Below are 20,957 nucleotides of genomic sequence, written 5' to 3' on the forward strand. Positions count from 1 at the left end.
ATATTCCTACAGATAAATCAGTATCTGCCTATAGGACATCTGGTAGAGACGCATTTAAGATTGCCTCGCGTTACAAAAGTAGTTACTCAATTAAAAAGGAAGTCATCATGAAACATACATGGACGCTAATGTTAGGCGCTTTATTAATTTCTGGGCATGCACTGGCGGTAGATAGCAATGCCAAAACCGCAGTAGGTGGTGGTTTAGGTGCAGCGGCAGGCACTGCGCTTGGCGGCGTAGTGGGGGGCAGTACAGGTGAGGTAGTGGGTGGTGCCGTGGGTGGTGGTTTAGGCGGTGCTGTTACTACTAAAGGCGAAGGCCAAGCGGGTGCTGTCATTGGTGGCGCTGCGGGCGGTGCCGGTGGTGCTTATGTTGGCCGTAAAGTAGGTGGTTCAGGTACAGGCGCTGTAGTCGGTGCTGGCTTGGGGGGTGCGGGTGGTGCGGTTGTTGGTAAAGTGATCGATGAGCCGGCCAAAGGTGAGAAAGCCTATAACAAAAAAGGCAACAGCAAGCATAAACATAAACATGGTAAAGGCCATTACAAACATAATCACCAAGGCCATGATGATTAATTAGATTTTTCATCATAAAAAGCCACCTAGAGGTGGCTTTTTTATATGCGGCGAGTGGATTAAGATTTCGCTTTGGTATCTTTTTTGTCTGCGGTTTCTTTTTTTGCTTTGCTATCTGATTTGGTTTTAGTGGCTTTGTCTTCCTTAGCAGCTGTTTCTTTTTTAGCCTTTGTCTCTTTGGCTTTAGCTTCTTTTGCAGGTTTTTCTTCTTTAGTTGTTTTAGCGTCTTTTGCTTTGGTATCGCTAGCTTTGGTTGTTTTTTCTTCTTTAGCTGCTTTCTCTTTTTTAGGCTCGTCTGCTTTCACTGTTTTGCTGTCAGCTGTTTTACCGCTAGTTGCTGCTTTTTCAGTTCCCACTGCTTTGGTGCTCTCTTTAGCCGGTTTATCGGTTTTTTTGGTAGTGCTTTCAGTGGCTTTAGATGCAGCACTTGCCGGTAATGATGTTTTTCCTGAAATTGTAACGTCTTTACGTACGTTACCCAACGTAACAGGGCCAACGCCATCCACTTTTTCCAGCTCATCGATAGATTTAAAACCACCATTTTTTTTGCGGTAGTCAATAATCGCTTGGGCTTTGACTGGGCCAATGCCTTCCAAGCTCTCTAATTCTGATTGTGTGGCGGTATTCAGGTTGACAGCAGCATAAGCGCTGATGCTAAAAACGAGTGATACAAATAGCGAAATGAGTAATTTTTTCATACGATTCTCCAGTTTAAATTATTGTTGAGGGCTCCCCGTAATTGCGATTGTACTGCTTTCACAAGTACGTGCCTATATACCTAATTATTCTTTACAGAGCAGCTTAAACGGAGGTGGACTCGATTTCCTGAAGAATCAAATGTAGGGCTTGTAAGGGGTCTGCTGCTTGCGTGATGGGGCGGCCAATCACCAAGTAGTTTGAGCCAACAGCCAATGCTTGGCTAGGCGTAAGAATCCGGCTTTGGTCATCTTTACTGGCAAAGCTTGGGCGAATGCCAGGCGTGACCAATAAAAAGTCTTGACCAATATGTTGACGAATCAAGGTGGCTTCTTGCGCTGAGCACACTACGCCATCCAATCCAGCCGTTTTGGTGAGTTGGGCTAATCGCAACACATGCTGTTCTATATCGGCTTCAACCCCGAGTTCATGAAGTACGGCTTGATTCATGCTGGTCAGCACGGTAACCGCGATAAGGTAGGGAGTATGTGTACCGGTGCTACCTTTAGATGTGCCCTCTAGCGCAGCTTGCATCATAGCGCTGCCACCACTGGCATGCACATTCAGCATCCATACGCCTAGCTTAGCTGCGGCTTCGCACGCTTTAGCCACCGTGTTAGGGATGTCATGAAATTTAAGATCCAAGAATACTTTAAAACCGTTATCTACTAGTTGCGCTACCAGCTGTGGCCCAGCACTTGTGAACAGTTCTTTACCTACTTTAAGTTTGCATAGTGTTGGGTCTATTTGTGCTGCAAAGGCAAGCGCTTGTTGTGCATCTTGAAAATCAAGTGCGACTACAATCGGGCTGTCGGTAAAAAGGGTACTTGCTGGTGATTGCATGCTGGTAGATTATTTTCTATTGATAAGCTTAATATCGCGGATAGTGGCTTCGGAGGGCTCGGAAGGTAATGACTCCCATGCGTTACATGCCGGGCATTGCCAATGGTATTGTTTAGCGCGGAATCCACATTGATTGCAGTGGTAGGCAGCGCGGTCACCAATAGCATTGCGCACAGTTTGTTGCATGAGCTGAATATCTTGTTGGTGGTCATTCACCATTGCGCGTGCTTGTAACAATTGGTCTAAGGCTTTTAAATTCGGTTTGCGAATCAATTCATTGCGTGCCAATTTGGCAGCGGCCTCTGCGCCTTCTTCTGCGAGTGTAGCTTCGTACAATACAGAAATCAGCGTGGGTAATTGATAGGTTTCTAGATAATTGTTGAGCTGGGCAATACCTTCTTTTAAGCCAGCACTGCCTTTTTTACTGGCAGCATAGCTTTTGAGCATTTTATTGGCCACTAAGCCTAGAAATTCTGGCTGCTGAAACTCAATACGTTTCCAGTAAGAAATAGCCGCTGCATGTGCACCGGTATTGGCTTCAATATCGCCCAGTAATACATTGGCGCGTACACAATCCTTATTGGCTTCTAATGCCTCAGCCAGTAATTGTTTAGCCTTATCATAGTCTTGCGCAATGATGGCGTTCATAGCCAATTCACAATGGTATTGTGCAATCTCTTTACGAAAAGGTACGCCGGATAAGCGCTCCAGCTCGGTTGCCATGGCAATAGCTTGTGACCATTCGCGTTCGCGTACATAGATTTCTAATAATGAGCGCAGAGCTGGTTGACGGTAACGCGTGTCATCTAGTCCTTTGAATAACTCCTCTGCACGGTCGAACAAGCCTGCCTTGAGATAGTCTTGCGCCAGTTCTGCTTTAACTGCATTCTTTTGCGGTTCGGTGAGTTCTTTTTTCTCTAATAAACTGAGATGTAAGTGGATTGCACGATCGGTTTCGCCTGTGCGTCTGAACAAGCTACCCAAGGCAAAATGTAACTCAAGAGAATCATTATTGATGTTAATGGCTTCAGTAAACGCTTCTACGGCTTTGTGATGCTGGTCGCTAATTAAAAAGTTAAGCCCTTTGAAATAAGCAGCGGGGAGGGTAGTAGACTCCGAGATAAGTTGTCTGATATCTACGCGAGCAGCAATCCAACCTAATGTAAAAAAGAGGGGAAGGACTAGCAGCCACCAATATTCAAATTCTACGGACATATATTCTGAATAAAACGTAATGTGGGTATTTTACCTAATGGGCATGTACTAGGCTAATGATTTAGGGCCTATAAATACAAGTTTTGCATGATGCGTTGCTGCTTGAGCATATTGGATGCAAGGCGCAATAAAAAAACGGCACATTTTCATGTGCCGTTTCTATTGTTACATTTGTTGCTTTTGAATTAAATCATCAACTTAGCGTTAAGTCGCAGAATCCACACGATCACGCAACTCTTTACCAGCTTTAAAGTGCGGTACGTGTTTTGCTGGCACTTGCACTTTGCTACCTGTTTTTGGGTTGCGCCCCAAACGTGGTGGACGGTAATTTAAACTAAAACTACCAAAGCCACGAATTTCGATTCTTTCGCCCGTAGATAAATTATCTGTCATGGCATCTAAAATCGCTTTTACAGATAGTTCTGCATCTTTAACGACCAGCTGCGGAAAGCGCTCCGCAAGCAAGTTGATTAATTCAGATTTTGTCATTGCTTTAAGCCCTAAATAGGTAGATGACGATTATTTTTTACTATCTAACTTGGCTTTTAATAACGCGCCAAGGTTAGTAGTGCCGGCTGCCGCAGAGTCATCAGCAATGATGTCGTCTGCTTTTGTTTTAGCTGCTTTTGCTTTTGGCTTAGCGGCTTTGTCGTCGGCTGCAGGATTACTGCTACCATTAGGATCTTCTGTCAGTTGTTTAACACCTAAAGAAATACGCTCTTTTTCTACATCAATGGCAAGAATCACAGCTTGTAATTCATCACCTTTTTTGAAGTTGCGAATCGCTTCTTCGCCAGTTTGTGTCCATGACAAATCAGACAAGTGCACTAAACCGTCAATGCCACCTGGCAAGCCGATGAATACACCAAAGTCAGTAATTGACTTGATTTGACCGGATACTTTGTCGCCTTTAGCGTGAGTAGCAGAGAAATCATCCCATGGATTTGGTTTGCATTGTTTCATGCCTAAAGACAAGCGACGACGTTCTTCATCAATCTCAAGAATCATCACTTCAACTTCGTCACCTAACTGTGCAATTTTGCCCGGGTGAATATTTTTGTTGGTCCAATCCATTTCTGAAACGTGTACCAAGCCTTCAATGCCTGGCTCGATTTCAACGAATGCTCCGTAGTCAGTTAAGTTAGATACTTTACCGAATAAACGTGTGCTGACTGGGTAACGACGCGTTAATGCAACCCATGGATCGTCGCCCAATTGTTTGATACCCAATGAAACACGGTTTTTCTCTTGATCGAATTTCAAGATTTTTGCTTCAACTTCTTCACCTACCGTCAATACTTCTGATGGGTGTTTAACACGACGCCATGCCAAGTCAGTAATGTGTAGCAAGCCATCGATACCGCCCAAATCAACGAATGCGCCGTAGTCAGTAATGTTTTTAACGATACCTTTAATCACTGCACCTTCGGTCAATGTGCCCATTAACGCTTCACGGTCTGCACCCATGCTGTCTTCCATCACAGCGCGGCGTGATACCACGATATTGTTACGTTTGCGGTCTAATTTGATAACTTTGAAATCCCACTCTTTATTTTCGTATGGAGTAGTGTCTTTTACAGGACGCACATCTACCAATGAACCTGGCAGGAAAGCCATAATACCGTTTACAGAAACGCGTAAGCCACCTTTAACACGGCTGCTAACGAAGCCTTTTACAACGCGGCCTTCGTTCATTGCATCTTCTAAATCAAGCCATGCTTGCATTTTCTTCGCTTTTTCGCGAGAAAGTTGTGTAGAGCCAAAGCCGTCTTCGAGTTTTTCAATCGCAACTTTTACAAAGTCGCCAACGGCAACTTCGAGTTCACCTTGCGCATTTTTGAACTCATCAGCGTTAATCACGCTTTCAGATTTAAGACCAGCATTAACAATGACGAAATCGTTATCTACAGAAACAACTTCCGCAGTGATGACTTCGCCTGAGCGCATTTCTTGACGCGCTAAGCTTTCCTCAAAGAGGGCTGCAAAAGATTCCATAGTAGATGGGGTTGAGTTAGAAGTAGAAGCCATTAAAAGTTTGTATCCAAAAAAGTTACTTAATAAGCCAAAGTGGTATCCCAATTCGGTATTAAGTAATCCCACCTAGCAGTGGGGTAGTTAATTAAACATTACGCCTAAATGTAGTCGCAACAAGAACACAGGATATTACACAAAAAATATCTTATGTTCAATGACTTAAATGCTTTTTTTCTATATTTTTTTGTAGGAATGCAAGCTTTTTTGGTAGGCATCCAGCACAAAGTCCACTGCTTGCTGAATGCTTCTGTCGGATGTGTCCAATAATAGTGCGTCGGGCATTTGTTTGAGTGGGGCTGCGCTACGCTGACTATCACGTAAGTCGCGCACTTGCAGGTCTTGCAGAATGGTCTCGTACTTGGCATCTGCACCGCGGTTGTGCAATTGTTGGTAACGTCTTTGTGCGCGAATCTCAACATCGGCAGTTAAGAATATTTTGAGTGCTGCATCCGGAAACACGACAGAAGCCATGTCTCGGCCGTCACCCACCAAGCCTGGCGACTGTCTGAACTGTTTTTGTAAATCGAGCAGTGCATCACGTACGGTCGGGTGAACCGCAACTTCTGATGCGCCGCGACCCATTTCCTCGCTACGTACTTCAGCCGTGATGTTACTGCCATTCAGCATGATATTGCCATGCGAGAATTCAATATTCAGCTGCGTGGTGAGTTTGGCAATGGCTTCTGCATCGCTCCAAACAATGTGCTGTAGCTGACTAGCATAAGCAACAATACGATAAATCGCGCCGGAATCTAAGTAGTGAAACCCGAGTTGCTCAGCAACTAGTTCTGCAACGCTACCTTTACCGGAAGCAGAAGGGCCGTCAATGGCAATCACGGGAATGGTAGGGGTTGTATTATTCATTAATAAAACTTATCAAACTGTTTAAAACTATCAATTGGATTTGTTAAATGCTTGCGTGCATGATGATTACAACAGCTATTTAAGGAGTAGGCATCATGACAAAAACGATTACTTTTGCAATTTTACACTTTACCGTTGCGTTTACGGTGGGATATTTATTAACGGGTAGTGCAATGGTGGGCGGCTTATTAGCAGTGATCGAGCCCGCGTGTAATACCGTAGTGTTTTATTTCCACGAAAAGGCTTGGAAGAAATTTGAAGAAGCGAATCCGCAAGGTCATGCCAAAGCGGTGAGTTTTGGCTGGTTGCATATACACTAAGATAAGTTAGGATACGAGCTTCTGAAATTCTTCGAAGTAATTGGGGAATGTTTTAGCCACACAATTTGGGTCATTAATGGTGATAGGCACGCCGCCTAAGCTCACCAGTGAAAAACACATCGCCATGCGATGGTCGTCATACGTGTCAATCACAGCATTAGGCGTGAGTTGCACAGGCGGGGTGATTTTAATGTAGTCCGCGCCTTCCTCAACCATTGCCCCCACTTTGCGCAGCTCAGTTGCCATCGCACTAATGCGATCCGTTTCTTTAACACGCCAACTTGCAATGTTTTTGAGCGTGGTCGTGCCCTCGGCAAACAGCGCCAAAATGGCTAAAGTCATGGCCGCATCGGGGATGTGATTGCAGTCTAAATCAATAGAAGTGAGTTTTGATGTTGGTGAACTCACTTCTATCCAATTGTCACCCCAGCTAACCATTGCACCCATCTTGCTAATTGCTTCGGTAAATTTGATATCGCCTTGAATGCTATCTTTGGTGATGCCAAAAACACGAATAGGCCCTAGTCCAATAGTGCCAGCAGCGAAAAAGTAAGATGCTGATGAGGCGTCACCTTCCACAAAAAACTGACCTGGGCTTTGATATTGACTATTGGCAGGAATGGTAAAGCGCTGCCAACCATCGCGTTGTACTTGCACACCAAATTTGGCCATCAAATTCAGCGTAATCTCAATATAAGGCTTAGAGATCAACTCGCCGACCACTTCAATGGTGGCTTGTTGTTGCGTGAGAGGAAGTGCCATGAGCAGTGCTGTTAAAAACTGGCTGGAAACATCGCCACGGATTTGAATGGGTTTGCTAACATCCAATTGTGCAGGTGCGATATTCAATGGAGGAAAACCGCTATTCGCTTCATAAGCGATATTCGCACCGGCTTGACGTAAGGCATCCACCAAATCGCCAATCGGGCGCTCGTGCATGCGTGGTACGCCATGCAAATGATATTCGCCGTGAGATAAAGCAAGCGCAGCCGTGAGTGGCCTAAATGCAGTACCGGCATTACCTAAAAATAAATCCGCTTGCTTGTTGGGGAAGTTGCCAGCACAGCCAGTGACTTCCCAATCACAATCACCGCATTTTTTCAGTGTTACACCCAGAGTTTGTAATGCTTCTAACATGCGGCTGGTATCATCGGAAATCAGTAAATCACGGATCAGTGTGGTGCCTTTGGATAAAGCAGCCAGCAACAACGTACGGTTAGAAATGCTTTTGGAGCCGGGCAGCTTAATCTCGCCATTTGCATGTTGAGAAGCGAGTAAGAGAAGTTGTTCCATGGTGTCTACTAATTCAAATTGAATGATGTGGCTATTGTTTGCCTTTTGCCCATTGATTTCTGGCATGGCTGGCGCGTTCAAACAAAGCTTCTAAGCCAGTGCTATCACTGTTGATGAGCAATTGCTTCACTGTCGCAAGCTCTTGCTCAAAAGCAGTGATTTCATTTAACAATGCTTGTTTGTTGGCTAGACTAATGTCTCGCCACATTTCAGGGTGGCTACCTGCAATACGCGTAAAGTCTCTAAACCCGCTGGCGGCAAAGCTAAATAATTGAGCAGCATTGGGTCGGGAGGCAATATCATCTACCAGCGCAAATGCTAGCAAGTGGGGAAGGTGACTGACTGCGGCAAAAATAGCATCGTGCTGTTCCGCGCTCATGGTAGATACATTCGCACCACAGGTACGCCATAACTCAGTGACTGCAGTAATTGCAATGGCATCAGTATCAGCACTAGGGGTAATGACTACATTTTTGCCCATAAATAAATCAGCCATGGCAGCAGCGGCACCACTTTTCTCTGCACCAGCAATGGGATGGCCACCAACAAATTGTTTGCACTGATCACCTAACATCGCGTTTGCATTGGCAAGCACATCGTTCTTTGTGCTACCTGCATCTGTTATCACGGTATGGTTAGATAAAAATGGCTGAATGCTTTTAAGTATTTGCGTAGTTTGTGCCACTGGCGCGGCCAACATAATCATGTCTGCATCACGCACGGCGGCTTGAATATCGGACTCTGCGGCATCAATAATGCCTAGGTTTAATGCCTCATCCAAGCTATTCCGTGTGCGGCCAACGCCCACAATATGCGTGTCAACACCTGCCTTTTTTAAAGCAAGTGCAACCGAGCCACCAATGAGGCCAACACCAACAATAACCAGCTTTTTCACAGAGATATCTTGCACAAACAGAATAAAGCCGAAATTGTAACATGCCATGCGTTTGGCTCGGCATGGTCAACTTAAGTGATTGCAACTGCGTTATAGCGTATAATGTGATTTGCTTTGGGGCTGACCAGGTTTCGACGTGGGTTGCAAAGCAGTGCAGGGCATACCGAGGATTCAGGTTACCTCGTAAATCCATCTGAAAAAAGTATAGTCGCAAACGACGAAACTTACGCTTTAGCCGCTTAATACCGGCTGAACGCTGCACCGAAGGGCTTCTCGGTCGGGCTAGGTAACTAGCAGCAGCGTCATAAAGAGAAGATCGTGGTGTATTGGGTTACTTAATGCATCATTAAACCTAAGGTAACTCGCTTTACTCTTGCTTGCTCGTTGGTGAGTGTACGGTTAAATTAAACAACACAGCTAAGTATGTAGAACTGTCTGTGGAGGGCTTGCGGACGCGGGTTCGATTCCCGCCTGCTCCACCAATAAACAAAAATGGCTACCGTAACGGTAGCCATTTTTGTTTGTGCAGGCGGGAATCGAACCCGTGTCCGAAAAAATAGCCCGCAATTGCGGGCTATTTGATTAATTATCTTTTTAAGCAGCTTTCGCAGAGTCCGATTCTGCTTCTGCACTCATCACACGCGTCAGTTCGTGTAGTGATTTTTTAAGTTGGTCAAACGCTTCATTGCTTAAACCGGTTTTACAAGCAACACCTTTTTGGATTTCTGCGACTTCGTCTTGTAATGCGTAGCCTTTTTCTGTGAGTTTGATTTCTACCACGCGCTCGTCTGATTTATTGCGTAATCTTTGCAAAATACCAGCGGTTTCTAGTCTTTTTAATATGGGCGTTAGACTGGCGGAATCTAGGTCTAATTTTTGCGCAATAGCGCTAACGCTCATGGTGTCGTACTCCCAAAGTACCAGCAAAACCAAGTATTGGGTATAGGTGAGTCCTTTTTCGTCCAGCGCCGCTCGGTAAGCGCGCGTAAGTGCATGGGTTGCTGAATACAGGGCAAAACATAGTTGACTATCTAGTTTTAGGTTGATGTGTTTCATTGTGGCCAAAAGTGAATACGGATAAGTGTAAATATTACACTTTATCTTTATTCAATAGTTTAGATTTTTATATGCATGTCTAAAATTTACAGTTAAGCGTATGAAAAAATACATATTTATTGAAATGTATGCTTTGCTATTTTAAAAGTCTCCAGTTTGTAAGTCTATTGGCAGTTTAATTGGCGCACATTCTGCGCAGATAAGCACGATGCTAAGTCTGCCAACCCATGTATATCGGTGTTGTGTTGGCTGTTTGGCATGCACATGCATGTCATGAATATTGTTAATGCATTAAATTTTAGTGTGTTTTTTGTTGCCAAATAAGGTTTACTAAAATACGATTACATTGAACTCCATGTACTACCTGTTTAGCATATAAAAAAATATCAATAATGTTGCAATGCACCGAAGGGGATGAAAAATTAGTGAGTTAAGCAAAAGTTTACTCAAGATTATTTGGCCATTCATCATCATCATTTCCCTAATGCTTGTGATTGTGCGGTTCAGTCTATATACACAATCCTCGGTTAGAGCATATGTCACTGGAGAAAGCGAGTGGTCAAAAGGGCAGAAGGATGCCGTTTTTTATCTGAATCGCTATGTTGAATCAAAATCTGCATTTGATTATGACTTGTATACCTATGCGATTGCCGTGCCACTGGGCGATCATCTGGCCAGAATCTCGTTAAACCAATCTCCTCCCGATACTGAAGCAGCCAAAACCGGGTTTCTGCAAGGCAAAAACCATCCGGAAGATATCGGCGGCCTGATCAAGCTCTATGTGCATTTACACGATACGTTGTTGATGCGTGAGCCTGTGGAGTTATGGAAAAAAGGCGATGTCATTATTCTGAAAATCCAGAAACTAGCAGAAGCGCTTAAACAGACTGTCGATAGCACTCCCCAAAATACAAAAGCGATTAAATTGCTGATTGATGAGATTAATCGCTTAAATATTGAACTCACTCCGATTGAAGAAGATTTTTCCAATGCGCTGGGTGAGATTTCTAGGCAAATCAATACCTGGTTTTATGTGATGTCGCTCATATTCACGGCTATTTTAGTGGCGATAGGCGTGACGCTCTCACGCCGGATGGTGCAGTTCAATTTGATGGCCACCGAGAAAATCAAAAACAGCGAGCTCAGATTCAAAGCGTTATTAGGCTCTTCGATGGATGCTGTGATTGAAATTAACGCAGAGAGTGAGATTAGCCATTGGAGCGCGCAAGCGGAGCAGATTTTTGGCTATCTAGAATATGAGGCCATTGGTGAAAAGCTGCATTTATTGATCATTCCTGCAGAACATATTGAGGCTCATTTGATGGGTATGCGTCGCTTTTTAAAAACAGGTGATGGCCCGGTGCTCAATAAGCGCATTGAAGTAACTGCAAAACGCAAGTCTAAAGAAGAGTTTCCGGCAGAGCTGGTGGTTTCTGCCTATGCTTTAAATGGCAAACATATGTTCTGCGCCTATATTCGAGACATTACTGAACAGAAAAAATACGCAGAGAAGCTACGCACCATTGCGCATTTCGATTCTGTTACTGGCTTGCCTAATCGCTTATTGTTCCAAGATTGTCTAGATGGACAAATCAAACTGTGCGATCAGTCTAATTTGCCGTTATCGGTGATGTTTATCGACATCGATAACTTTAAAGATATCAATGACACTTTAGGACATCAAACTGGGGATTATCTGTTGAAAGAAGTCTCTAAAAGAATGCTCGGTTGCTTGCGCAAGGCTGATTTTCTGGCTAGGTTCGGCGGTGATGAGTTTGTATTGATTGTGAATCAGTTTAGTGCCGATGATGATGTGGATGATGTGGCCGAACGTTTGATTGAAGCCCTTAAAGTGCCGTTCCAGATTCAAAATGAAATGGTGTATGTGACGATTAGCATAGGGATCTCATCGTACCCGACAGACTCACACTCTTATCATGAATTGGTCAAAAATGCCGACCAGGCGATGTATATGGTCAAGAAATCTGGTCGCAACGGCTACGCCCATTTCAATACTGCGATGGAAGAGTCCGTGGTGCTTAAACGTCAATTGACCAGTGATATTCGCTTAGCATTGCAAGATAATCAGTTTGAAATTTATTATCAACCGATTGTCGATTTGCAAACCAACCAGATTCTTAAGTGCGAGGCATTATTGCGCTGGAATCACCCATCCAAAGGCATGATTCAGCCAGGTGTGTTTATTGGTATTGCAGAAGACACTGGTTTGATCGTCGAGATTGGGGATATGGTGTTTCAGCGAGCGTTAGCTGCAGTGCTGGGCTGGCGTAAAACGGTGCATCCGGATTTCCAAGTCAGCATCAATGTATCGCCGGTGCAACTGCATCAAGCAGGGGGCAACAACTGGTGTTACAAGCTTAAAAATGCACTTTCTTTAACTGATGCACTAGTGATTGAAATTACTGAAGGGGTGTTGGTGAATGCCAATGAGGTCGTCAGTAAAGCATTATTGGAGTACCGCGATGCCGGTATTCAGGTAGCGTTGGATGACTTTGGTACAGGGTATTCTTCGCTTTCTTATCTGACCAAGTTTGATATTGACTACATCAAAATTGACAAGTCGTTTTTGGTGGACTTAAGCGAAGCTTCAGAGAATTATGCGTTGTGCGAAGCGATGATAGTGATGGCGCATAAACTGGGTTTGGCCGTAGTGGCAGAAGGGGTGGAAACACCAGAGCAATTGGCGCTGCTTAAACAAATTGGCTGCGATTACGCGCAAGGCTATTTATTTGCGCGACCCATTCCGGAGCTTGATGTAGAGTCATTCTTGATTCAATTTAATACGCGCAAATTAGAAGTGGTGAATACTTAGATTCTGATTCTGGTACGGGTTTAACGCTTTTTATCTTCAGCATCTTTCTTTGCTTTTAATTCGGCGCGTTGTGCTGTTTTTCTGCGGCGCATACTCACAATACCTTCACCAGATTTACGTTTGTCCGGCTCTGCAAATGGGTTTTCACCTTGATTAAATTGCACACGTAAAGGTGTTCCGGTCAGTTGGAACGTTTTGCGGAAAACGCCTTCCAAAAAGCGTTTATAGCTATCTTTAATCCCATCCACGTGGTTACCGTGAATCACCACAATGGGTGGATTCATACCGCCTTGGTGTGCGTAGCGTAACTTGGGGCGAATACCACGGGTAATCGGTGGTTGGTGTTGCGCAATCGCATCGGTAAGTACGCGGGTGAGTTGTGGAGTGGGGAGCTTGGCCATGGCCGCTTTAAATGCGCCATCCACAGAAGTTAGGAGTTCCGGCAGGCCTTTTTTGCGTAATGCCGAGATGTAATGGAATTTGGCGAAATCTAAAAATATGAGCTTGCGGTCAATTTCGCGTTTAATCCAATCGCGTTCGTCGTCTTTAAGGCCATCCCACTTATTGATAGCGACCACTAAGGCACGGCCAGCATCCAGAATATAGGCGGCAACGTGCGCATCTTGCTCGGTAATGCCTTCTTGTGCATCAACCACTAAAATGGCCACGTTGGCATCTTCAATGGCTTGCATGGTTTTCACAACAGAGAATTTTTCAATGGCTTCAAACACGCGGCCGCGTTTGCGTACGCCGGCGGTATCAATAATGGAATAACGCTTACCGTCTTTTTCCATCTCAATTTCAATGGAGTCACGCGTGGTGCCTGGCTCATCAAATGCAATGACGCGGTCTTCACCCAGCAAGGCGTTGACTAAGGTAGATTTACCAACGTTAGGTCTGCCCACAATAGCAATGCGGGGGATTTTGTCTGCGTGTTTATCTTCGTCGAAGGCTGGTTCAGGAAAATGCTCAAGTGCCAGTTCAACAATATCTTTGACGCCTTCACCATGTGCTGATGAAATGGAGAGCGGGTCACCTAAACCTAGTTCGTGAAAGTCTGCCGCAACTACGGCTTTATTCATGCCCTCGGTCTTGTTTACCGCTAATAGTACAGGCCGCTGCGCTTTGCGCAATTTATCGGCAATGATGAACTCTTGTGGCGTTAAGCCTGCACGACCATCAACTAGGAAAATAATGACATCAGCTTCATCAATGGCGAGCAAGGTTTGCTTGGCCATTTCTTTCAAAATGCCGCTTTCTGCAGTTGGTTCAAAACCACCGGTATCAATCACCAAGTAGGGTTTGCTTGCACCGATGCCGCGACCATAGTGCCTGTCGCGCGTCAAGCCGGGCAAGTCTGCCACCAAGGCATCACGGCTTTTGGTCATGCGGTTGAATAGGGTGGATTTGCCAACGTTAGGTCGGCCAACTAAAACAATGGTAGGTAGCATAAATTATTTCACCGTGATGGCATACAGGCCACCACCACGCGTTTCTGCAAGGAGTTGAGAGGTGCTATTGCCTGCAGCGAGTGACATCACAGCATTGTCGTCAATTTTAATGCGCCCGACGAAGTTGCCTTCATCGCGACTTAAGAAGTGAATGTAACCTTCTAGATCGCCTACGGCAATAAATGCGCCCATTGACAAGGGTTTGGTGAGTCTGCGATTAGACAAATTGCCTTGACGCCAGAATGTACGGCCATTTTCGTAATCGAGTGAGTAAACAGAACCTAATGTGTGGCTGACAAACAGTTTGCCATCTTCAGCCGTGAGACCGTTATAGCTGGAAATATCACGGTTCCATAATACTTGTCCATTTTTGCGATCAATCGCGGCAATTCTGCCTTGGTAAGCCACGGCAAATAAAAGCGGGCCATCCACAAATGGCAAGCTAGTAATGTCGGCAATACGTTCAATTTCTGTGACGCCTTTGGGTTGTGCCACTGTAGCTTCCCAAATCAATTTTCCATTGTCTGCACGAATGGCGGCTAATTTACCGCCTGCATAACCAGCGTAGACAGCGCCACCGTCGACGACAATCCCTACACTGCTTCTGAGCGTGAGGGCTGGCGCGGTACGTTCATACACCCACTTGCGGCTGCCATCGGCTGCATCAATGCCGTAAATACGATTGTCCCCGGTTCTAACGATCACTTTGCCATCAAAGTAACGAGGCACACTTAAAATTTCGCTGCTTAATTTAGAGTTCCATAACGGTTTACCGGTGACATCCAGTGCGTATACATGGCCTTTGTTGGTGCCTACCAGTACTAAACCGCCACCCGTGCCCACACCGCCGCTAATGGTTTCACCGATATTGGTTTTCCATAGTTGCTGGCCTTTTGTGGCATCCAGTTTGATGACATCGCCTTCCACGTTGGTACCGTAGACAAATCCGGTTTCTAGCGCTGGCGTATAGTCGTAACGTGCGGTATCACCCAGCGAAAATTTCCAATCCACTTTTGCTGTATAAGACGTTTTAATGTCCTCTAACTCAGCGGGTGGGTTAGGGGGTTCCTCACCAAACAGTTTATCTGCCATGTCTGCACGAAACTCGGTCAGTGCACTACAGGCAGTCAATGAAACCATCAGCAGCATAATGCCGACTTTGATGAGGTGATGGGTGTATAGACGGTGCAAACTAAATTTCCTAAAGACGATTATTCAATGGACGATACAATACAATGACTTAGCTGCCCAATGACTCAAGTTTTTGCTTGGTTAATTGAAACAACCTGCCTTGTGTATCTAAGTTTTTTAATGCGACTTCGAAGGCTTGTTTGGCATCTTGTGTTTTGCCTTCTGCCAGTAAAACATCACCTAACATATTGTCTTTGAGCCCTGCATAGCCTGGGTCTTTGATGTCACTCAGTGCTTTTTTAGCTTCGGCATACTCTTTATTTTCAAAATGAATACCTGCTAATTGCAGCCCTGCAATGGCTTGTACGCTACTTTCTTTTGCATGTGCGATGGCCCAAGTTAATTGCTCGCTAGCGCCTTTTGCATCGTTAGCTGCGTACTGCGCTTTTGCAGCAAACACAGCGGCGCGTCCAGCGTAAGGCGTTACACTGTATTCTGATTTAAGTTGGTTGACCTGGGTTTTAATCTCTTCTAGCTTAGTAGGTTCCGTAGTGAGCATGGTTTGATAGAGATTAGATGCCCCTGTGGCCTTGCTTTGAATCCAGTAATGGTAACCTTGCCAGCCTGCGTAAGCCAACACCACTAGTAACGCAATGCTACTGACTAACTTGCCGTTTTTGTTCCACCACGCTTTAAATTCATCTAACTGTTCTTGCTCTTCTAAATCATACGCCATGTTAATTGCCCTGGTTTCATTATCGTTGGTTAATTATCTTAGTTTAAGCGGCCTTGCGACCTGGAATTGCCTGTAATAACTGCTGTGTATAAGGCTGCTGAGGAGATGTGTAAATATCTTCTACTGCGCCTTGTTCTACAATTTTGCCTTTGTGCATCACGACAATGTCATTTGCAATATGCCGGACCACGCGTAAATCGTGGCTGATAAAAATATAGCTTAATCCCATTTCTGCTTGCAACGATTTGAGCAGCAGTAAGATTTGTGCCTGCACCGAAACATCTAGCGCAGAAACGGGTTCATCACAAATCACCACTTTAGGTTGCAACACCAGTGCTCTTGCAATGCCAATGCGTTGTCTTTGCCCACCAGAAAATTGATGCGGATATTTCGTTGCATCTGCTGCTGTTAGCCCAACACGTTCAAGCATTTGATGCACTAGTGCAATGCGTGACGCCGTTGAACCCACTCCATGAATCAGCAATCCCTCGCCAACAATCTCACCTACGCGCATGCGTGGGTTGAGCGAAGCGAACGGATCTTGAAACACCATTTGCAAATGTTTGCGCACACCGCGCAAATCTTCTTTATGAAGTTGGGCTAAATGCTGCCCTTGGAATATTACATCGCCATAGTCAAACGGTTGCAATTGTAACAGACAACGTGCCAAAGTGGATTTTCCACTACCGGATTCACCGACCACGGCGAGGGTAGTGCCTTGTTTTAGTTGGATACTGACATCATCCAACGCTTTGATGTGTGTAGTGTTGAAGCCAAAACGGCCACTGCGCTGGGTATACGTTTTATTGAGGTTTAAGGCCTCTAATATGATGTCACTCATGCGGTCGCCTCTTGACTGAGCCATGCATAATCAATGGGTTTAAGCGTCTTCAGGCCTTCGGCATCGGGAACGCAAGCCAGTAGCGCTTTGGTGTAAGGGTGTTGCGGATGGTTTAACACCTGATCGCGCGTGCCTGTCTCTACAATTTCACCACGGAACATCACAATCACATCATCGGCAATGTCTGCCACCACACCAAAATCATGGGTGATAAATAACATCGCCATATTCATGCGTGTTTTAAGCGCATCCAATAATTTCAATACTTGAGCTTGTACTGTCACATCTAGCGCTGTGGTGGGTTCATCGGCAATCAATAGGGCGGGTTCGCAAGCAATGCTCATGGCAATCATCACGCGTTGGCGTTGACCACCGGATAACTCATCCGGATAACTGTCGGCTCGGCTGGCAGGTATACCCACTTGCTCGAGTAGTTCGGCGACTCGCGATTTAAGTGCTTGGCCTTTTAATCTTAAATGTGCGGTCAATGGCTCACCAATTTGATAGCCCACGGTCAGCACTGGGTTAAGTGAGGTCATAGGCTCTTGAAAAATCATGCCGATTTTTGCGCCACGGATGGTTTGCATGGCCTTGTCATCAAGCTGTGTGATGTCTTGGCCTTGAAAAACCACATTGCCACTGGCTTGTAGCTGCTTAGAGAGTAAGCCCATGATAGTGAGGGCTGTAAGACTTTTGCCACTGCCGGATTCACCGACGATACAAGTGGTTTTGCCAGTAGATAAGGAAAAGTTCGCTTGGTTGACCAATAGGCGTGACGTATCGTTTTTGGGTGTCACGTTTAATTGGCTAATACGCAGAATTTCACTCATGGCTAGTCATTTGGCTATTCAATATTGTAAACAATGGTCACCACAACGCGCGCGGTTTTATCAATTGTCGATTTGTCGTAGACCCCGCCATAGCTGTTGTCGCTATCATCCGCGCCACCTACGGGCAAAATGTAAAACGCACCCTGACTGGCGGATTTCATGACGCCTACTTTCACGCCATCTTGCTTCACAAATTCTGTGGCGCGTGAGCGTGCATTTTTGGTGGCATCTGCAATTAAAGACATTTTAATCGCTTCCAAGTTGCTGACCAGATAACTAGGTGCTTGCGCATTCACTGGATGATTGTCTGCTTTTAATTGCAAGAAAGCCTTATTGGCTGCGGTGATTTTTGTTAAATCTTTGGTATTGATGCGTATGTTTTGGTAGGCATCAAACCCTTTTTGCACTTGGCGCGGCACATCTTTAATAAAGACCTCTTCGTAATGCGGGCCAATGGTTTCCACATCGATGGTCCAAGTGTCCTGTGTCAGACCTTGTTTATCTAAAAAGGCTTGTACCACTTTTAATTCATCGGCCAGTGCAGTGAGCGCATTGGCTTGGGTATTGCTCGCAACGCCAATGGTAATCGTCCATTCTGCGCTATCGGCTTTAATAGGCTTTTCTGCTAACCCTTTGACGGTAATAGATTGTTGACCAGACACGGCGCGCTTAGCTTGTACGCCCAAAATAAAGGCAGCGCTTGCCATCCCAATGGCAAGTAGCAACCCAAGGACAGTCATTGCTTTAAATAAATTTTTATGTTCGGTCATGATGCTCCAATCAACTAGCTAATCAATTCGCGTACTTCGTTTAGTTTACAACGTTTTTGCTCACCTGCATTGAGTAGTGGCTTAATCGAAATTTCGCCGGCTAAGGCTTCGTCATCACCAAGAATAGCTGCGAAGCGTGCGCCGCTTCGGTCGGCTTTTTTCATTTGCGATTTAAAGCTACCGCCGCCTGCATGTAACACCACACGTAAACCATCGTTACGTAATTGTTCTGCCATTAAAAATGCGTGTTTTTCAGCATGTTCTCCCACATTCACTAAGTAAATGTCTGGTGCATTACTTGCGGTCACGCCATATTCCTGCATCAATAAAAACACACGTTCTAAGCCAATGCCAAAGCCGCAAGCAGGGGTGGGCTGCCCACCCAGTCGCTCCACTAACGTATCGTAACGTCCACCACCGGCAATGGTGCCTTGCGCACCAAGCTTGGTGGTGACCCACTCAAATACGGTGCGGTTGTAATAGTCCAAACCACGTACTAAGCGGTGGTTTACAGTGTAGGCTATACCGGCTTGTGTCAGTAGTTGGCAAAGGCGCTCAAAGTGTTGTTTAGAGGCTTCACCCAAGCAATCCATCAGCTTGGGCGCTGCTTCACATATGGCTTGCATGCGCGGATTTTTGGTATCTAAAATACGTAGTGGATTCGTATGTAAGCGGCGCTTGGCATCTTCATCTAATAAATCTGTATGCTGTTCAAAATATTGAATCAATGTTTGACGATAGGCGGCACGTTCACTTGCATCGCCTATGCTGTTGATTTGTAAGGCTACATCTTGAATGCCTAATGCATTCCATAGTCTGGCCAGCAGAATGATTTGTTCTGCATCCACATCCGGGCCATCAAAGCCAAAGGCTTCTACACCAATTTGATGGAATTGGCGTTGGCGGCCTTTCTGCACGTTTTCGTGTCTGAACATCGGCCCCATATACCATAAGCGTTGTGGCCCATTGTAGGTCAAGCTGTGCTCGACCACAGCGCGCACGCAACCAGCGGTACCTTCTGGGCGCAAGGTCAGCTTGTCGCCATTCAGCGCGTCTTCCCAAGCATACATTTCTTTTTCAACAATGTCGGTGTGTTCACCCACGCTGCGCACAAATAGCTCGGTAGGCTCTACTAGTGGCATGCGGATATTGTTGTAACCATAGCTGGCGAGTACTTGGCGTGCGGTATCTTCCAATTTAAACCAGAGAGGCGTGGACTCAGGAAGGATATCGTAAAAGCCTTTAATGGACTGGAATTTGGAGGTGGAAGAGGTGCTCATTGCTTAAACTTAGGCTTAAATTGCTTGAATCGGAATGGTTTTAGGGGGTAGGGTGGTGCGTAACTTTCCACCTTCTACATAATTTTTCTGTACGTAGTCTTCCACAATCGCTTGGAATTCTTGTGCGATATGGTCGCCTTTAAGGGTGACGGTTTTTTCACCGTCGACAAATACTGGCGCAACGGGGACTTCACCAGTACCGGGCAAGCTAATGCCGATATTGGCCAGTTTTGATTCACCAGGGCCATTAACTACGCAGCCCATCACGGCGACGCTCATATTTTCTACACCTGGATATGCGGCACGCCATACCGGCATTTGCGTGCGCAGGTAGCTCTGAATTTGCATGGCTAGTTCTTGAAAGTAGGTACTGGTCGTGCGTCCACAACCTGGACAAGCAGTGACCAAGGGTGTGAAGGAGCGGATGCCCATGGTTTGCAGAATCTCCTGCGCAACGACTACTTCTTTTGTGCGTGATTCATTAGGCTCTGGTGTGAGTGAGACACGAATCGTATCGCCAATACCTGCCTGTAATAGCAACGCTAATGCTGCGGTAGAAGCCACAATACCTTTGGAGCCCATGCCAGCTTCGGTTAAGCCTAAATGCAGTGGATAATCGCAGCGTTGGGCTAAATCGGTATAGACCTTCACCAAGTCTTGCACATTGCTGACCTTGCAAGAAATAATGATTTGATTTGGGTCTAAGCCAATATCTACCGCTTGCTGTGCGCTCTCCAACGCTGATTGAATCAGCGCTTCTTGCATCAGGGCATCTGCAGAGAGTGGGGAAGTGGATTGGCTGTTTTCATCCATCATACGTGCCATTTTGGCCTGGTCTAAGCTACCCCAGTTAACCCCAATGCGTACCGCTTTTTTATATTGAATCGCCGCTTCAATCATCGCGGCAAATTGCTCATCACGCTTACTGCCTTTGCCCACATTGCCTGGGTTGATACGATATTTGGCCAAGGCTTGCGCGCAATCCGGATAAGCTTGTAACAGCTTGTGGCCGTTATAGTGAAAATCGCCCACCAGTGGCACGTTACAGCCTAGAGCATCTAAGCCACGACGGATATTGCCCACTTGTGCAGCAGCTTCGGGCGAGTTCACGGTAATGCGCACTACCTCAGAACCGGCTTGCCATAGTTCGTATACTTGTTGAATGGTGGAGGCTGCATCGGCAGTGTCAGTATTGGTCATGCTTTGCACAACCACACTGGCTGGTATGCTCCCGTTTAGGCCACCGCCCACTGGGACGTGACCAACCATTACTTGTCGAGTGTTTCTACGCATCATC

Annotated in this window: 20 protein-coding genes and 1 other RNA gene; 4 read left to right on the top strand and 17 right to left on the bottom strand. The window is 45.7% G+C overall.

Translation table 11 applies throughout. From position 1 onward, the window contains the following. The first annotated feature begins 107 nt into the window (after positions 1–107). Positions 108–572, top strand: a complete 465-nt coding sequence (locus A3Q3_RS0100700) for a glycine zipper domain-containing protein (protein ID WP_020181639.1) — start codon at positions 108–110, stop codon at positions 570–572. Positions 573–631: 59 nt separating this feature from the next. Here the strand turns inward: A3Q3_RS0100700 and A3Q3_RS14630 are convergent, their stop codons facing one another. From A3Q3_RS14630 to cmk, 6 genes are all read right to left on the bottom strand, one after another. Next, the gene (locus A3Q3_RS14630; RefSeq protein ID WP_020181640.1) at positions 632–1,270 is read right to left on the bottom strand and encodes a helix-hairpin-helix domain-containing protein; all 639 of its coding nucleotides are present in this window, start codon (positions 1,268–1,270) and stop codon (positions 632–634) included. A 103-nt stretch (positions 1,271–1,373) separates the two neighbouring features. Next, positions 1,374–2,111 (bottom strand): orotidine-5'-phosphate decarboxylase, encoded by a 738-nt coding sequence (gene pyrF / locus A3Q3_RS0100710; protein WP_020181641.1) that lies wholly within the window; start codon positions 2,109–2,111, stop codon positions 1,374–1,376. Positions 2,112–2,120: 9 nt separating this feature from the next. Then, on the bottom strand, positions 2,121–3,326 hold the full coding sequence (lapB, locus tag A3Q3_RS0100715) for a lipopolysaccharide assembly protein LapB (protein ID WP_020181642.1): 1,206 nt from the start codon (positions 3,324–3,326) through the stop codon (positions 2,121–2,123). A 204-nt stretch (positions 3,327–3,530) separates the two neighbouring features. Beyond that, positions 3,531–3,815 (bottom strand): integration host factor subunit beta, encoded by a 285-nt coding sequence (locus A3Q3_RS0100720; protein ID WP_020168729.1) that lies wholly within the window; start codon positions 3,813–3,815, stop codon positions 3,531–3,533. Positions 3,816–3,845: 30 nt separating this feature from the next. Then, positions 3,846–5,354 (bottom strand): 30S ribosomal protein S1, encoded by a 1,509-nt coding sequence (gene rpsA / locus A3Q3_RS0100725; protein WP_025224030.1) that lies wholly within the window; start codon positions 5,352–5,354, stop codon positions 3,846–3,848. A 180-nt stretch (positions 5,355–5,534) separates the two neighbouring features. Continuing rightward, positions 5,535–6,224 (bottom strand): (d)CMP kinase, encoded by a 690-nt coding sequence (gene cmk, locus A3Q3_RS0100730; RefSeq protein ID WP_020181644.1) that lies wholly within the window; start codon positions 6,222–6,224, stop codon positions 5,535–5,537. Between the two features lie 95 nt (positions 6,225–6,319). On the opposite strand from cmk, the gene A3Q3_RS0100735 reads away from it, so the two are divergent. Further along, complete coding sequence (locus A3Q3_RS0100735) at positions 6,320–6,544, top strand: DUF2061 domain-containing protein (RefSeq protein WP_020181645.1); 225 nt, start codon at positions 6,320–6,322, stop codon at positions 6,542–6,544. Positions 6,545–6,550: 6 nt separating this feature from the next. Here the strand turns inward: A3Q3_RS0100735 and aroA are convergent, their stop codons facing one another. Together aroA and A3Q3_RS0100745 are read right to left on the bottom strand one after the other, a co-directional pair. After that, positions 6,551–7,837, bottom strand: a complete 1,287-nt coding sequence (aroA, locus tag A3Q3_RS0100740; RefSeq protein ID WP_026361658.1) for a 3-phosphoshikimate 1-carboxyvinyltransferase — start codon at positions 7,835–7,837, stop codon at positions 6,551–6,553. Positions 7,838–7,868: 31 nt separating this feature from the next. Next, positions 7,869–8,780 carry a prephenate dehydrogenase/arogenate dehydrogenase family protein gene (locus A3Q3_RS0100745; RefSeq protein WP_020181647.1) on the bottom strand — a complete coding sequence of 304 codons (912 nt, stop codon included), beginning with the start codon at positions 8,778–8,780 and terminating at the stop codon, positions 7,869–7,871. A gap of 68 nt (positions 8,781–8,848) precedes the next feature. Here A3Q3_RS0100745 and ssrA point away from each other — a divergent pair. Continuing rightward, positions 8,849–9,214, top strand: a transfer-messenger RNA (tmRNA) gene (ssrA, locus tag A3Q3_RS14240). A gap of 112 nt (positions 9,215–9,326) precedes the next feature. On the opposite strand, the gene A3Q3_RS0100750 is transcribed toward ssrA, so the two are convergent. Further along, a complete protein-coding gene (locus tag A3Q3_RS0100750) occupies positions 9,327–9,788 on the bottom strand; it encodes a MarR family winged helix-turn-helix transcriptional regulator (RefSeq protein WP_020181648.1) in 462 nt (153 codons plus the stop codon). 484 nt (positions 9,789–10,272) lie between these two features. On the opposite strand from A3Q3_RS0100750, the gene A3Q3_RS13425 reads away from it, so the two are divergent. Further along, positions 10,273–12,621 carry a bifunctional diguanylate cyclase/phosphodiesterase gene (locus A3Q3_RS13425; protein ID WP_020181649.1) on the top strand — a complete coding sequence of 783 codons (2,349 nt, stop codon included), beginning with the start codon at positions 10,273–10,275 and terminating at the stop codon, positions 12,619–12,621. Positions 12,622–12,641: 20 nt separating this feature from the next. On the opposite strand, the gene der is transcribed toward A3Q3_RS13425, so the two are convergent. From der to ispG, 8 genes are all read right to left on the bottom strand, one after another. Beyond that, a complete protein-coding gene (gene der / locus A3Q3_RS0100760) occupies positions 12,642–14,072 on the bottom strand; it encodes a ribosome biogenesis GTPase Der (protein WP_025224039.1) in 1,431 nt (476 codons plus the stop codon). 3 nt (positions 14,073–14,075) lie between these two features. Next, positions 14,076–15,221, bottom strand: a complete 1,146-nt coding sequence (bamB, locus tag A3Q3_RS0100765) for an outer membrane protein assembly factor BamB (RefSeq protein WP_029647364.1) — start codon at positions 15,219–15,221, stop codon at positions 14,076–14,078. Positions 15,222–15,312: 91 nt separating this feature from the next. After that, positions 15,313–15,939 carry a tetratricopeptide repeat protein gene (locus tag A3Q3_RS0100770; RefSeq protein ID WP_020181652.1) on the bottom strand — a complete coding sequence of 209 codons (627 nt, stop codon included), beginning with the start codon at positions 15,937–15,939 and terminating at the stop codon, positions 15,313–15,315. A 43-nt stretch (positions 15,940–15,982) separates the two neighbouring features. After that, complete coding sequence (locus A3Q3_RS0100775; protein WP_020181653.1) at positions 15,983–16,780, bottom strand: ATP-binding cassette domain-containing protein; 798 nt, start codon at positions 16,778–16,780, stop codon at positions 15,983–15,985. Further along, positions 16,777–17,610 carry an ABC transporter ATP-binding protein gene (locus A3Q3_RS13430; protein ID WP_020181654.1) on the bottom strand — a complete coding sequence of 278 codons (834 nt, stop codon included), beginning with the start codon at positions 17,608–17,610 and terminating at the stop codon, positions 16,777–16,779. The genes A3Q3_RS0100775 and A3Q3_RS13430 overlap by 4 nt, the downstream gene beginning before the upstream one ends. A 14-nt stretch (positions 17,611–17,624) precedes the next feature. Further along, on the bottom strand, positions 17,625–18,380 hold the full coding sequence (locus tag A3Q3_RS0100785) for an SIMPL domain-containing protein (protein ID WP_020181655.1): 756 nt from the start codon (positions 18,378–18,380) through the stop codon (positions 17,625–17,627). Positions 18,381–18,394: 14 nt separating this feature from the next. Then, positions 18,395–19,660 (bottom strand): histidine--tRNA ligase, encoded by a 1,266-nt coding sequence (gene hisS, locus A3Q3_RS0100790; protein WP_020181656.1) that lies wholly within the window; start codon positions 19,658–19,660, stop codon positions 18,395–18,397. A gap of 15 nt (positions 19,661–19,675) precedes the next feature. Further along, positions 19,676–20,953 (bottom strand): flavodoxin-dependent (E)-4-hydroxy-3-methylbut-2-enyl-diphosphate synthase, encoded by a 1,278-nt coding sequence (gene ispG / locus A3Q3_RS0100795; protein ID WP_026361662.1) that lies wholly within the window; start codon positions 20,951–20,953, stop codon positions 19,676–19,678. Positions 20,954–20,957 lie beyond the last annotated feature (4 nt).

This window comes from Methylotenera sp. 1P/1 (assembly GCF_000384355.1).
GTDB lineage: Bacteria > Pseudomonadota > Gammaproteobacteria > Burkholderiales > Methylophilaceae > Methylophilus.